We start from the raw sequence: 14,570 nt of genomic DNA on the forward strand, positions 1-14,570 counted from the left end.
GAAGTGGGAGACTTCTTTCGGAGGGAAGTTAAAATTTGGGCGGTTGGTTTAAATTTCGCTACTAATAATAGCGTAAACGATATATTAATTTATATGTTTGCTATTAATTTTAGCATTAGATAAGGATATATACAAGCAAATGTCATGTAAGTTTTCTTTTAGGACTTTTCACCTCTTTATCTACATACCATAAAAGTAAAATATAGTAAAAAATATTGAATTTAACTCTTCTAAATTTACATATATACCATTTTTTTATAATATATGGATTGTTGGAAGAAAAAGGAGGTAAGAAAGTGAAAAATTGTATCATTTTTAAAAAAGTCGTTCTGTCCCTGATTCTAGCAATGTTTGTTACATACTCCGTAGGTTTAGACACTTATGTAAAAGCTGCTCAACCAGTTTGGATGGAAGATGTAGGGCCTATCAGATTTGTTATAACGGACGTACATACGGGATATGCCGGTCCAAAATTCCCAAGTAATAGCACACCACATACAAATTTCCACATTTATAAAAAGAATGATAAAACCGGAAGATATGATACAGAATTAGCAAACTATCATATTGTAAAATATAGTTCGAAAAGTTCTTCTACATGCATATATGTATGGGATAGTATTAGCAAAAAAACAATTGTAGATATTTGCACTGACTCTTGGAAGAATGCTGCGTCAGCAGCAGCAAGTGCTATGAAAAACTTCATTAGTGAAGCAGTCGATAAGTTCGTAGAAATTGGTGTTGCAACATGGCTTGCTATAGCTGGAGCTATATACAGTATAATTACGAAACTTAATCCAGTTCCTCGTACTATTAATACGTCAAATGAAGAAGAGCAAACCCAACAAGATGAGGATACATCTCCATATCCATATATTGAAATGCCATATCTACCGGTTGTAGAATTAGAAGAGTAAAAGTTGATAAAAATATTTTATGAGGTCCTTAGTAATTCTAATATTATATGCTCAGAATAAATTATCTAAAGCATATATAACAAAGGTTGCTAAGGACCTTTATTAATACCATTTAAGAAAGGAGTCTTGTGAAACAAATGTATGTCATGCATTGTACTTGGAAATATAAAAACTGGAGAGATTTGTTTAGTTATTGCTTAAATAATGCTAACAAGTTCAGGATAGTTTTTCCGGGTTCTATGGCTCAAATTGACCCTAACAATCCTTTAGGGGAAGGGAAAAAGGAATTTTTGAATTTAAAAGATATCGAAATAAAAAATGCAACAAATACAAAGGATTCAATTCAAGTAGAGGGAGTACTAGGCAAAGAATCTAGGGACTTGTTGCTGAAATTTCAAGAGCCTTCTTTTAACGGAAATATGTCTCATTTATGGAACTTTAGCATACAAAAAGATGATGTTTTTTCCTTGGAAATTCAGGATTTCTCGGTTGCCTTGTTAACTTCATCTGAAAACTACATAAAAGAACTTGAGAAGACAGGAATAAATATTACAAATGAATGGGACAAAGTTACTGAACAGAGATGACATCCTTCATAAAAAAGCCGGTTACACCCCCCTAATGTGGTGAAAGCCGGCTATACTTTTGTTTAGCGTCACGAGTGTTGATTAACCAAAAAAAGTAAGCTAAAAAATGAAAAAGAGGCATCTTTTTCGGGAAAAGAGTTTGTATATCACATACAAATCTCTACGAAAAGAGGCGACCTCCTATGAAAAAGTCTATCACACTTCTTCACGTGTTGGAACATCTTGTTACCGAAGAGGACATTCAAGAGATTTTACAAGTTCACGGTTACAAAGATACCGCTCGCAAGCTTTCTGTTTCTCTATTGCTACGTTTCCTTATCATGGTGGCTACCCATGAATGGAAAAGTTTTCGCCATGCGACCGATGTGGCTACGGCCTACGGGCTCCCGTCCGTTCATTGAGGCACAGCTTTCTGTAGAATGGGAATTTGTTATCCAGACATGCATGAAACATTATCAGGATTTATACAGGAGGAGTCTGCCTAAAGCTGGATAATCAACACGCGTGTTACTAACCATTACTTTTTGAACAAGGAATTAATAGTTAGCCTTAGATGAGGCATTAGTTTCAGAGGAAGAATAAGATGAAAAGTTTACTTACTCATGGATTGAAGTTAACCATTTACCATTTGATGTAGTGTTTGGATTCGTAGAAAGTGGAAAGAGGTATCTCCTATATTTGTAGGGAACAATCTTATAACAAGCAAAGAAACTGAAAATAGGTTATGGAATCGATTGCTTAAAAGCAGGTTGGTAAAGATATTTCTAAACAACTTCATTTTTAATATGGCTGTGTTAAATGTTAATATTGATAATTAGATAAAATTAAGGGAACCCCCTACTTGTAAGGAGTTTCCTGTTGTTCGTCTAAAAAATATTACTCGAATTGGACAAATGTACTTTCCAGTCTCACCATATGTTTTAATGTTTTGCCTAAAGCATAGTGATTGGGTAGATCCTTTTCTATTACACAAATTATATTACCTGCTTTTCCTTGTGAAAGGTTAGTTAGTTGTAAGTAAGCTTCATTATCATAAATATATGAAACTAAATATTCATAGTAATCGTCTTTTTTATCTACAACATTAAGACCGACATTGTACATTCTAACTCTTGTTCCAACCCATATTTCCTCTTCATCCTTTATGTTAACTAAAGGAATCCATTTAGATGTTTCCAACATGTCACCTCTATCTAATAATGTAATTGAGTAAAGGTAATCAAAACAAAAAGCCTCTGCTTCGGAGCTTTCCCCTTCTTATTTAAATATCCTATAATGACCTTCATAGTAATCTTTGTATTGCTATTTAGTATACCGTTTCTGTCAAGGCCACTTAGACTCAAGTATTAGATTTTTTGTAATTTGCAAATGAGCTGAGCACACCCTTTTAAAATAACAAAGCGTATACATCAGAGCAAACCTAAAATAATTAGATTAAACTTGCCTTACTCCCTTTTTATCCACATCCAAAAAAGCATATCCACTATCTTCAGTTTCTACTACATAATCAATACTTTCGTAAGGATGTCCTTGGTTTGAAAAGTCACAGAATAAGTGAGGGTATATATAAAACTCATCACCATTTATATCGTATTCTATAATATTACTGAATGGAATGTTTCCTATTTCCAAGGCATTAACACGGAAATATCTCTCAGATATTTTTTCATTATAATTTTTTATAAAATCCCAATTGCCTTCTTCATCTATCACTAACTCCCTAATTCCAGTAATTACTCTTATACCATTGTAGTAAAAATCATACGCTTCGACCTTATACCAAGGGTAATTTCCTAATTCATCTGGGATGTTTTCAGGGTAAAATGTGTCATCTACAGATCGTATAAGAATTTCGGATGATTTAAACTTTTTGTAAGGATATTTTATTCGTTCCCAAACATCCTCTTGAATTTCTTCACCTTTCTTCAAGAAATCCTTTTTCATTTTTTCCTTTAAACTTATATTTCTTCTAACTGTAGCAATTCGATTTCTTCTTTCAGAAGATAAACTAATACCAAAATATGAGAATAGTAAATCATGATACTCTGCATATAATTTTGCTTCTATCACTGTATTTGTCCATATTGATGCATGCCCAATTCCCTTGGCGGCTGCATATTCTTTAAAGGATTCAATATTTTCTTTTCTTACAGCACATGATACAGCTAAAACTAAAACATCTGGTTTATTTGAATTATTTGTAATAACGTCATCCACGATATCCTTTAATTGCTTTAATAGACTATTATTGGAGAATGTTATGTGGAAATTAAAAGAAATTGTTAAAGATAAGGATTTTTGGATTAGTTCTTGGGCTATTCCTGGTGCTTTATTCGGAATTGCTACAACGTTACTTACTTTTATTGAGTTCGATAATAATTTCAACAAATTCTATATTTTAATTGGATTAGTGATATTAAGTTTTATACTTATTCTGTTTAAATTAATTAAAAGTCTTTGTTTAAAGAAAATAAAATTAAATATCGATGGTTCCGAAATTGAAATAAAAAAGGGCGATATTTTCACATTTCCTCGAAATATCTATAAGGTAATCGCCTTTAATGAATTTTTCGATACTGAAGTAGATGACCAAATAATATCTAGAACATCTTTAAATGGACAGTATTTAAACAGATTTTATTCAGATACATCAGATTTAGATAAAAGAATTATTCAAGATCCACGAATGCAACTTAGAATTGTTGAAAAAGACGTAAACCGTCCTTTAGGAGGGAAAAAAACTCGTTATCGTTTAGGTTCTGTATATAAAGATATAGATTTCTTTCTCGTAGCATTTTCTAAATTTGATAATGAGAATAAAGCTAATTTAAAGCTACATGAATATGCAAATTGCTTAATAAATTTTTGGAATGAAGTAAATGGTCTCTATGCTCAACAAGAAGTCGTTGTTCCATTGCTAGGTTCTGGTATAACGAGACATAAGGATTTTAATGCCAATTCTCATCAATTACTAGAAGTGATGCTTTGGACTTTTAAAATTAGTAAGGTTAAATTTAGAGAGCCTTCTAAAGTTACTATTCTTCTTCATGAAAAACATCATAAAGAAATAAATTTTTATAAATTAAAGGAGTTTGAAAAAAATGGCATATAGAAATGGTAATTATACAGCATTTTATGTTAGTGAACCTTTTAGTGAGAGTAATCTGGGGGCATCTGCCACAAAGGATTTTTCATCTTATAACTTGTTAAGAGCATGGAAAGCTGCAGATAGTAGTTTTCCCTTTAATGACTCACATAATAAAAACTATAACGTGAGAGACGGAAGTGATTGGGAAAAAACTTTGAAACCCCGTTTACATGATAGACTAAGCAATTCAAAAAATATAATTTTGTTTTTAAGTTCAGTGACAAAAAATAGTAAAGCATTGCGTGAAGAAATAAACTATGGAATAGGTATGAAGGGATTGCCAGTAATTGTTGTTTATCCTGAATATCAGAATAAGAGTGATATTATAAATTGTAAAACAAATACCATTAAGGATGAGATCCAAAGCTTATGGGATAAACTACCTACTTTTAGAGATTCTATGGCAGAGGTTCCTACAATTCACTTACCTTATAAAAAAGATCTGATTAAAAGTGCATTAAATGATACGAGCTTTATGATAAATTCAAAATGTAGTGCTGGTGTATACTTTTATAAGTGCTAAAGCAAGGTAGCAATAATTTTATTAAATATACGCATACAATATATCTTTACAGCTGTTGCAAATAAACCTTACTTAGATTTGGTGCGGTGAACCGTATCATAAATAATTTCAAGGGAAAGCTCTTCAACAATCGGGCGCTATAATGGAATAAACGAAGAGGGTGGATGCGCCCTGCGCGCTGGTCAGCGTACCGGATAAAACAATGCTATCCCGACCGTCTGTTCCCGTCAATTCATGTGTTATAATGAATTTGAATATAGATGTATACGTTAAAAATTTTACATATTGACGGTGAATATTATGGATTGGAAACCGAGCAGACACAGCGATCTTCCCATATACCAGCAGATTGTCGATTTTATTGAAAAAAGAATTATTTACGGCGAATACCCTCCCGGCAGCATCCTGCCCTCAGAGCGAACACTGGCCAAAATGTTTGAGGTAAATCGCGGAACGATTATTACCGCCTACGATATTCTGCATTCAAAAGGCATGATCGAAAGAATTAAAGGAAGCGGGACAAAAGTAAGCTCCGATTTCTGGGGGATGACCAGAAACCGCATTCCCAATTGGAATCTGTATGTTGAGAGCGGCTCATTTCTGCCTAACCTTCCGGTATACCAGCATATCCAGGACGAAATTCAAGAAAGATCCCTTATCAACTTCGCAAGCGGTGAACTTGCCCCGGATTTAACACCCTATGCCGATTTTCGCCATATACTTTCACAAAATAAATTCAATCATTCTCTCGGCTATGAGCACCCGCAGGGTAATCTGGAATTACGGAACATTGTTGCTAGCCATTTAGGAAAATATAAGGGAATTGATTGTACAAGCCAGTCCATCTTAATTACCTCCGGAGCACAGCAGGCATTGTATCTGATTGTACAATGTCTGTTACATCCGGGAGATTCGGTAGCAATTGAAAATCCTTCTTATGCTTATTCGCTGCCGCTCTTTCGGTCTGCCCGCATTAAGACCCACCTGCTGACTGTAGGAAAGCAAGGTGTGGAGCCTGATGATATTGTCGCCTTATATAAAAAGCATAAAATCAAGATGATTTTCTTAAATCCTATTTTTCAAAATCCGACAGGAACACTATTATCGCACTCGCGCAGAACCAAAATTTTAGAGCTATCGGCTGAACTGGGTATTCCAGTCGTCGAAGATGATCCATACAGTCTGATCCCCTTTAGCAAAGAGACCGACACTGCAACCTTAAAGTCGCTTGATCGGAACGGGAACGTCCTTTATATTAGCTCCTTATCCAAAGTGGTTGCATCGGGACTTCGCATAGGCTGGATCGTCGGTCCACAAAAAGTTATTACCCGTCTGGCGGATGCAAAACAACAGGTCGATTTCGGCCACAGTATTTTTCCGCAATGGATCGCCGCTGAATTCCTTAGGGCTAATACATTTGCTGAACATCTTGTTCATGTACAACAACGATTGCTCGAAAAAAGAAACCTGCTCATCGCTTCTCTTGAGCAACACTTGTCCGACTATGTGACATTTCATATACCGGAAGGAGGGGTCCACCTCTGGTGCAGCCTGAAAAGAGAGGTAAACGAATACAGGTTGCTTGAAGCGGCGCTGCGCAACGGTGTCGTATTCGTTCCGGGAAGCTTATTATGCTCCGAAAAAAGTCACATGCGCCTGACATTCGGCAGAACAGAAACACCGCTGATTGAAGAAGGAGTCCTTAGATTAAAGCAAGCATTCATAACGCTAACATAAGTGGATGAGCAGAAAATATTATAAGTGGATGAATACAGGGAACACTCATTGTTTTACTATTCTATATAAAAAGAATAGGAAGAGTGATTCACATTGAAGAAGCGTACACTTATGCAATTTTTTATTCTGCTGTTGTTTTTTATTGTTCCACTCTTTGATATTTTCCGTATTGATTTTATGCACCTCCGTTTCTACGTATTTAGGCAAAGCTTTTCTTTTCATGACGGATATATTTTAATGCTAACGGTCCTTATCCTTGTGTTTACGTTTGTTTCCATCTCCAAGTGGTTCGGACGCAAATTCTGTGGCTGGATGTGCCCGCATAATACGTTTTCCGTCTATGTAACCAAATTGCTAAAAACAAAGAAACTACATCAAAAGAAATGGCTTCGCAGCATGGTGGATATATTACTTTCCTTTATATTTGCTCCTATTATCGGATTTAGCATGATCGCTTATTTTTACAGTCCATATGATTTATGGAAAGAAATCATAACGTTAAATGCAACAGCATGGTCATTTTGGGCTTATGTTGTTGCGACCGGGTTCTTTTTTATTATGATTCACCGCTTGCGTCACCGCTTTTGTCGCAGCGCTTGTCCGTATGGCATTCTCCAGTTCGCATTCTCTGACAAGCATTCGCAGCAGAGCGGGATAAAGAATATGTTTCGTGGCACGGGATTGGTGCTTACCTTGCTAATGGCTGCGTTCGTATCAGTATTGATCTTCTCTATCTCCACAAGCAATAACTTTACTGTAAGCCTAGGTAAGAAATTACAGGGGGTTGTTACGCAAGACCATATTATTTACACGTATTCTCTACAAATAGAAAACCTATCCGCTCAATCGTCCACCTTCAAAATCCGGTACGAAAACCTTCCTTCTCACTGGGAGATAACCGTACCGGAACAAGTTTTAGTAAAACCTAATGCTTCGGCAGAAGAAAGCCTGTTATTTCGGATTAATCGGGCCATTCCCGGGGAAAATCGAATGATTACCATTCATGTACAGAATGAAACCGGAGCCGAAATTCTTCGACAGGTTAGTCTTGTCACGTCCCAAAAACAGTAGCTACGCAACAGATCTTATAATGAAAGCCCGGCCAAAGCTGTAGACCGGGCTTTCATTTTTTATTCGTTTTTTGCACCGGGTTAATATTGAAGCTGCCGTTGCGGTGCACCTATAGCCCCAACAGCTGCATTTGCTACAAATGGCTGCTCCCCTAAAAGCAACTACATCGTATACGGTCAGGTTCTGCTATTAAATCATCTTATTCATCGCAGCTTTTAGCGTGGTAACGATAAATTCCAAATCTTCGTTTGTAGCAGATAACGGTGGGGACAGAGCGATAACGTTATTAAAGCCAGCTACCGTATCGCCGTTTTTGCCAATGATTAATCCGTTGGCTTTACATTCGGCTATCACCCGCCCGACTCTAGCAGCGGACGCAGGCTCTTTTGTCGTCTTGTCTTCAACCAGTTCAATCCCTAATAGAAAACCGAAGCTGCGTATATCTCCAACATATGGATGAGCTTCAAGCTCCTTCATTTCTTCCAGTAAGCGTTCACCAAGTATACGTCCGCGTTCAACCAGCTCTTCCTTCTCCATAATTTCCAGATTTTTAAGGGCAAGCGCACAGGCAGCAGGGTTGCCGCCAAACGTATTCACATGACGGAAATGGCCATACTCTGCCGATTTTTTAAAAGCCTCGTAAATATCTTTGCGAACCGCCGTTGCGGAAAGGGGAAGATAGCCGCTTGTCAGTCCTTTTGCCATCGTTACGATATCCGGTTTCACATTGAAGTGCATATGGCCGAATTTCTTACCTGTACGTCCGAATCCGCAAATCACTTCATCAATAATCAACAGGACGCCATGCTTATGGCAAATTTCCTGCACCTTTTCCATATAAGCAGGATGAGGCACAATAATTCCACCACCCGTAATGGCAGGCTCCATAATCACAGCAGCGACGGTTTCCTTACCCTCCCATACAATCGTATCTTCAATTGCCTGAGCACACTGCAGATTGAACTCCTCCACGCTTTGTCCAGCGGGACGGCGATAGCTGTCCGGCGGACGAACGTGTACGAATCCCGGAGCAAGCGGCTCATACTTGTATTTCCGTACAGCCTGACCTGTTGCAGCAAGAGCACCCATAGAATTCCCATGGTATGCGCGGTAGCGTGAAATAAATTTGTACCGGCTCGGCTCTCCATTTTGTTCATGATACTGCCTTGCGATTTTGAAGGCTGTTTCATTCGCATCCGAACCGCTGTTGGAGAAGAAAATCACATATTCCCCTTCGAGCCATTCATTTAGCTTTTCAGCCAATTGAATAGCCGGAAGATGACTTTGTGCAAGCGGAAAATAAGGCATCGTCTTTAGCTGTTCATATGCCGCCTCCGCCATTTCTTCGCGTCCGTATCCGACATTTACGCACCATAGCCCGGCCATCGCATCCAAATAACGCTTTCCGTTAATATCTGTAATCCATGACCCCTCAGCCTCAACCGCTACTATAGGAGAAACTTCTTCATTATAAGGCGTAATATGATGCCATACATACTTACGGTCTTTCGCTAATACGTCCTCCGCTTTGTTTTGCAAAATCATACGATCGCCCCCATGCAAAAATAATTACCTGCTTTAATAACGTGCCGTCAGCATCTTCTTACGAGTGTAAAATTCTACTCCATCACGCCCGTTGGCATGCAAATCGCCGTAGAACGATTTCTTATAGCCTGAGAACGGAAAGAAAGCCATCGGAGCCGGAACGCCCAGATTAATGCCCAGCATTCCCGCATCAATGTCATCCCGGAACTGGCGTACCGCTTTTGCGCTATCCGTATACAGGCACGCGCCATTAGCAAACTCGGATTGGTTCGTAAGTTCAATGGCTTCATCCAGGTCTTTTACACGCACAACAGACAATACAGGCGCGAAAATTTCATCTTTCCAGATTGACATCTCCGTTGTTACATTGTCAAAAATGGTCGGCCCGACAAAATAGCCTGCTCCATCCACAGCTTGATCCTTCCTTCCATCGCGAACGAGACGTGCCCCCTCTTTTTCCCCTGCCTCGATATACCCGATGGTTCGTGCCTTGTGTGCATCACGAATGACCGGTCCCAAAAAGACACCTTCATCCAAGCCATTTCCGATTTTGATTTGTTCCGCTTCCAGTATAAGACGATGTACAAGTTCATCTGCAATGTCACCGACAGCTACGACAACGGCACATGCCATGCAGCGCTCACCCGCCGAACCAAAGGCTGCGCCGATAATATTTTTGACCGCATTATCCAAATCGGCATCCGGCATTACGATCGAATGATTCTTTGCCCCGGCAAGTGCCTGAACACGCTTCCCATTTGCCGCTGCTGTTTTATATACGTATTCTGCTACCGGCTGTGAACCGACAAACGATACAGCTTTCACATCCGGATTTTCAAGAATACCGTTTACAACATCGTGTGCGCCATGTACTACGTTCAGAACACCTTCAGGAAGTCCCGCTTCCACGAAAAGCTCGGCCAGACGATTTGCCAGAAGCGGCGTACGTTCAGATGGCTTCAACACGAATGTATTCCCGCAGGCAATCGCCAAAGGGAACATCCAGCATGGCACCATCATCGGAAAATTAAACGGCGTAATACCGCCCACTACACCAATCGGATACCGGTACATACCCGATTCAACCCCGGTTGCAATATCAGGAAGCTGCGTTCCCATCATCAGGGTCGGAGCCCCGGCCGCGAATTCCACGCACTCAATTCCTCGCTGTACTTCACCGTATGCTTCTTCGTAGCTTTTACCGTTCTCAATCGTAATAAGACGAGCTAGTTCATCCCAGTGTTCTACAAGCAGTTGTTGATATTTGAATAAAATTCGCGCACGTCGCGGTACAGCTACCGTCTTCCATGTTTTATATGCTTCTTTAGCTGCTGTCACCGCCCGATCCAGCTCTTCCCGTGAGGAAATCGGTACATACGCGATCGTCTCACCTGTCGCTGGATTCGGCACCTCTTCATACCGCTCCGCTATCGATTCTGTCCATGCTCCGCCCACAAAGTTTTTCACATGCTGTACCTTGTCTTTTGCTAATGCCATACAAACACCCCTATTAATTAATCTACCTTCTATCTATATATATCTAACTTGATGAATGAACATGCTCTTGTGGTGGGAAATAAGAAAAGAAAGAGAAAATCGGAAACGAGGAAAAGAAACTCCAGCCTTTTTTCTGCCGGGGCGCAGGGCGAATCCAACCTCTTCTTTCTCCAATTCTCCTACTTCAAACCATCTAAACCTTTGTTACTACATCAAGTGAATTCTATATATCATAGCAGGTAGCATCGTGTTACTTTAACTATACAAAGGTTTGAAAGCAGTTTCATTAGACATAATGTCAAAAGATCAGCTCCTGTTTTAGACACATTCAATATTCAAAAACGATGTATATATTATGATGTTTTTCTACTTCTAACCACGCTACCCTGTCAAAATATCAAGTGTAATTTATATACATACACGTTATCATTGTCTACTTTTTCATTAGTTATGGAATATGTGCCGAATCGACTCATTTTTGTATTCATGTCTATCCGTTTGTGCAAACTATCCGTAAATGTTACTTGGATGTAGCAAAGGAGGCATCGGCATGAAACGGGCATGTATAGTCATCGTCTTACTGTATACTTTGTTTATTCCTGCACCTTCATCGATTGAAGCTGTACATGCAATTCATACTCCTGTAGACGTTCTTATTGATGTGGGACACGGCGGCGTAGATGGCGGAGCTGTATCGGGAAATATTCTCGAAAAAAATATTACTTTGGAAATAGCTAAAATTCTCTATAAACAATTATCAATGAAAGGATACAGCGTCGTCCTAAACCGAACTGGCGATTACGCGCTAAGTGAGGAAAACCACTGGCTAAACACGCAGTCACGCCATCAGAAAGACTTGGCGCAACGCAAGCATTTGGCGAAGGAGCTTTCCCCAAAAATCATGATAAGCCTTCATGTAAATACATCTTCAAACCCTGCGAATCGCGGGCCGCTCGTTCTATATCAGAAAAACAACCAAAGTTTTATGCTCGCTGATATGATGCAGCATTCCTTAAACAAGCTGTACAAAACCACAGAGCTTCCACTGCCAGGGAAACGGCTGTATCTACTTAATCATTCAATCTGTCCAACCGTCCTTGTAGAAATAGGCTTCCTCAGCAATCCGACAGATCGGATACGTATGACTACTCCTTCGCAACAAATTCAAATAGCAAATACAATTAGTTCGTCCATTGACACATACTTCTTCCTGTTGAATCAAACGCCATCTAAAGAAACAGGACGCAAAAAGGAGCGTACACATAACAATGTGAAGTAAATCTACACGAAGCAGGCAAATAGCACGTATAAAGGCAAAGGGAAGACTTTTATTGCAAAGTCTCCCCTTCCTGCCTAACGAAAAGGTGCTGTTACAGCACGGCCGATATCGGTAATAATTGTTCCTACATCCTGGGCCAATGTACGAACCGGATGACCTGAACGCACCTGAGAATTCAGCGTACGAATCCGTTGATGAAGCGCTCCGTCCGCCGTCACATGGACATTGCATCCAGGCTCCGCCTTCTTCACAGCATTCGCTACATCACGCTCAATCATAGCTCTGCTCTTTGTAATATTGTTGATATCAAGACCAATAACGGCATCCTTACCGTTCACAACAGCAGTCGCATGGGTAACTCCCGGCACATTGGCCGCTATATTCACAATGCGATCCGCTACAGCCTGATTATGAGATCCTGTAGCATAAGGATGTACACCGCTATAAGTATTCGGTGTATACGTTCCATACGGGTGCATTCCAGTATATGGCGTGCTGTACGGATAAAAGCCGTCATGGACACGCGGCATAGCAGCATTCGGCTGATATTGGCTTGCCCTATAATTCTGCGTGCGGTTCGTATTAGGTGCCGCTCCCGGGTTACAGGCGGCAATGGAGCCTGCCATAATGGCAACAAGCGATATGACAGTACATTTTTTTATCGCTTTGTTCATATCCTCACCTCCACGCTTAGTTTGTACGCCCCAATCGGCCTTTACTGATGGTGATTAGAGGAAACCGATTATCGAAAAATGGTCTCATAAAGCAGGAATATGTTTAACGCAATAATAAGAAACGCAACAACCCAAGCAATAAGTGCTGTAATTCGATGATTAACTAATTTCCCCATTACGTTAGGATTGCTTGTAAAAGTAATTAAAGGTACTAATGCAAACGAAATACCAAATGACAGAACTACCTGGCTAATAACAAGCGCCCTGGATGGATTCACTCCCAACAAAATAATCGCTAACGGAGGAAGCATGGTAATGAATCTTCTTATATAAAGTGAAATTCGCTTCTTAATGTAGCCTTGCATAATGACATCACCAGCCATCGTGCCTACGGATGAGCTTGATAATCCAGCGAATAACAAGCCGACTCCAAACAAAATCGCCGAAACAGGACCAATCAGATGCTGGAATTGATAAAAAGCAACGTCAAGGTCCGTAACATCCAGTCCATTTTTATAAAAAAGTGCAGCGGCGACAATTAACATGCTGGCATTAATTGCACCCGCAATCAGCATGGCAATCACAATGTCAACGAACTCAAAGCGGAAAATTTGCCTTCTTTCTTTTTCATTCTGTCCGATGACTCTTTTTTGCATCAAAGAGGAATGTAAGTAAATAGCATGGGGCATCACTGTTGCGCCAAGAATTCCTGCTCCAAGCAGAACACTATCTACGCCTTCGAATCTAGGTACAAACATCCCGGAAATAACATCTCTTGCCTCCGGCTGTGTATAAAACACCTGTAGTCCAAATGCGATAACTACAATGAAAATCATTCCGGAAATGACGGCTTCCAAAGAACGTACCCCCCGCCTCTGTAGCTCTAAAATTGCAAATGAGCCGAATGCCGTAATGATGGCGGACGGGATTAAAGATATATGAAAAATTAAATACAATCCTAATGAGGCACCAATAAATTCCGCTAAATCTGTGGCGATCACAACTAGCTCCGCTTGAATCCATAAAAGAATCGAAGCCCATCTCGGAAAGTGCTCGCGGCATATTTCAGGCAGGTTTTTTCCTGTGGCGATGCCAAGTTTCGCCGACATTGCCTGAATAAGAACGGCCATAAGATTAGATACGACAACAACCCAAAGAAGGGTATACCCGTACGCAGAACCGGCTGCTATATTGGTGGCAAAGTTACCTGGATCAATATAAGCAACAGCAGCGATAAAGGCAGGGCCTAAAAAAGGGAAAAGTCTTTTTATGCCACGCGCCTCTCCTCTAAGGGACGCGTATGCAGATGCTGTTAACATTCGATTCTTTTCTTCAACTACCGGTTTCATGGCTTTTTTATGTTTCACAATTGCAAACCTCCAGATATTCTTAGAACAGCAATTCAGGCTCAACACATACGTGTACTGAATTGTATCAGACATAGTAAAGTAGTACCCTAAAAAAGAAAAAACACACCATGTCATACAGACATCAAAGAAAAAACCGAACCTTTTATGCAACCATTCGATGCATAAAAGGTTCGGTTTACTTATTTTTCTACAAGGGTGTTGATTATCCAGTATGATCCAGAG

At 39.7% G+C, this 14,570-nt stretch carries 14 protein-coding genes; 8 read left to right on the plus strand and 6 right to left on the minus strand.

Annotation, left to right across the window (positions count from 1 at the left end; genetic code table 11):
* Positions 1-296 precede the first annotated feature (296 nt).
* The 3 genes from HMPREF0083_RS10960 (at position 297) to HMPREF0083_RS10970 (ending at position 1,905) form a co-directional block, all read left to right on the plus strand.
* On the plus strand, positions 297-917 hold the full coding sequence (locus HMPREF0083_RS10960) for a hypothetical protein (protein ID WP_040302385.1): 621 nt from the start codon (positions 297-299) through the stop codon (positions 915-917).
* A gap of 128 nt (positions 918-1,045) precedes the next feature.
* A complete protein-coding gene (locus tag HMPREF0083_RS10965) occupies positions 1,046-1,504 on the plus strand; it encodes a hypothetical protein (protein ID WP_148315954.1) in 459 nt (152 codons plus the stop codon).
* Between the two features lie 182 nt (positions 1,505-1,686).
* On the plus strand, positions 1,687-1,905 hold the full coding sequence (locus HMPREF0083_RS10970; RefSeq protein WP_021621416.1) for a hypothetical protein: 219 nt from the start codon (positions 1,687-1,689) through the stop codon (positions 1,903-1,905).
* A 475-nt stretch (positions 1,906-2,380) separates the two neighbouring features.
* Here HMPREF0083_RS10970 and HMPREF0083_RS10975 read toward each other — a convergent pair whose 3' ends face one another.
* Both HMPREF0083_RS10975 and HMPREF0083_RS10980 read right to left on the minus strand, forming a co-directional pair.
* Complete coding sequence (locus tag HMPREF0083_RS10975) at positions 2,381-2,665, minus strand: hypothetical protein (RefSeq protein ID WP_040302388.1); 285 nt, start codon at positions 2,663-2,665, stop codon at positions 2,381-2,383.
* Positions 2,666-2,938: 273 nt separating this feature from the next.
* On the minus strand, positions 2,939-3,721 hold the full coding sequence (locus HMPREF0083_RS10980; RefSeq protein WP_021621418.1) for a hypothetical protein: 783 nt from the start codon (positions 3,719-3,721) through the stop codon (positions 2,939-2,941).
* A 43-nt stretch (positions 3,722-3,764) separates the two neighbouring features.
* On the opposite strand from HMPREF0083_RS10980, the gene HMPREF0083_RS10985 reads away from it, so the two are divergent.
* The 4 genes from HMPREF0083_RS10985 (at position 3,765) to HMPREF0083_RS11000 (ending at position 7,983) form a co-directional block, all read left to right on the plus strand.
* Positions 3,765-4,616 carry a macro domain-containing protein gene (locus tag HMPREF0083_RS10985; RefSeq protein ID WP_021621419.1) on the plus strand — a complete coding sequence of 284 codons (852 nt, stop codon included), beginning with the start codon at positions 3,765-3,767 and terminating at the stop codon, positions 4,614-4,616.
* Complete coding sequence (locus tag HMPREF0083_RS10990; protein WP_021621420.1) at positions 4,606-5,175, plus strand: TIR domain-containing protein; 570 nt, start codon at positions 4,606-4,608, stop codon at positions 5,173-5,175. Before HMPREF0083_RS10985 ends, HMPREF0083_RS10990 begins: the two co-directional genes overlap by 11 nt.
* Positions 5,176-5,475: 300 nt before the next feature.
* Positions 5,476-6,912: a MocR-like pyridoxine biosynthesis transcription factor PdxR gene (gene pdxR, locus HMPREF0083_RS10995; protein WP_021621422.1), complete on the plus strand. Its 1,437-nt coding sequence runs from the start codon at positions 5,476-5,478 to the stop codon at positions 6,910-6,912.
* Positions 6,913-7,005: 93 nt separating this feature from the next.
* Entirely contained in the window at positions 7,006-7,983 is a 978-nt protein-coding gene (locus HMPREF0083_RS11000) for a 4Fe-4S binding protein (RefSeq protein ID WP_040302387.1), read from the plus strand.
* Between the two features lie 189 nt (positions 7,984-8,172).
* Here HMPREF0083_RS11000 and HMPREF0083_RS11005 read toward each other — a convergent pair whose 3' ends face one another.
* Complete coding sequence (locus HMPREF0083_RS11005; RefSeq protein WP_021621425.1) at positions 8,173-9,528, minus strand: aspartate aminotransferase family protein; 1,356 nt, start codon at positions 9,526-9,528, stop codon at positions 8,173-8,175.
* 33 nt (positions 9,529-9,561) lie between these two features.
* Positions 9,562-11,025: a CoA-acylating methylmalonate-semialdehyde dehydrogenase gene (locus tag HMPREF0083_RS11010; protein ID WP_021621426.1), complete on the minus strand. Its 1,464-nt coding sequence runs from the start codon at positions 11,023-11,025 to the stop codon at positions 9,562-9,564.
* A gap of 550 nt (positions 11,026-11,575) precedes the next feature.
* On the opposite strand from HMPREF0083_RS11010, the gene HMPREF0083_RS11015 reads away from it, so the two are divergent.
* Positions 11,576-12,304 carry an N-acetylmuramoyl-L-alanine amidase family protein gene (locus HMPREF0083_RS11015; protein WP_051354626.1) on the plus strand — a complete coding sequence of 243 codons (729 nt, stop codon included), beginning with the start codon at positions 11,576-11,578 and terminating at the stop codon, positions 12,302-12,304.
* A 74-nt stretch (positions 12,305-12,378) separates the two neighbouring features.
* Here HMPREF0083_RS11015 and HMPREF0083_RS26365 read toward each other — a convergent pair whose 3' ends face one another.
* Positions 12,379-12,978: a YhcN/YlaJ family sporulation lipoprotein gene (locus HMPREF0083_RS26365; protein WP_021621430.1), complete on the minus strand. Its 600-nt coding sequence runs from the start codon at positions 12,976-12,978 to the stop codon at positions 12,379-12,381.
* Between the two features lie 68 nt (positions 12,979-13,046).
* The gene (locus HMPREF0083_RS11025) at positions 13,047-14,297 is read right to left on the minus strand and encodes an Nramp family divalent metal transporter (RefSeq protein WP_378433067.1); all 1,251 of its coding nucleotides are present in this window, start codon (positions 14,295-14,297) and stop codon (positions 13,047-13,049) included.
* Positions 14,298-14,570: the final 273 nt, after the last annotated feature.

This window comes from Aneurinibacillus aneurinilyticus ATCC 12856, assembly GCF_000466385.1.
Lineage (GTDB): Bacteria > Bacillota > Bacilli > Aneurinibacillales > Aneurinibacillaceae > Aneurinibacillus > Aneurinibacillus aneurinilyticus.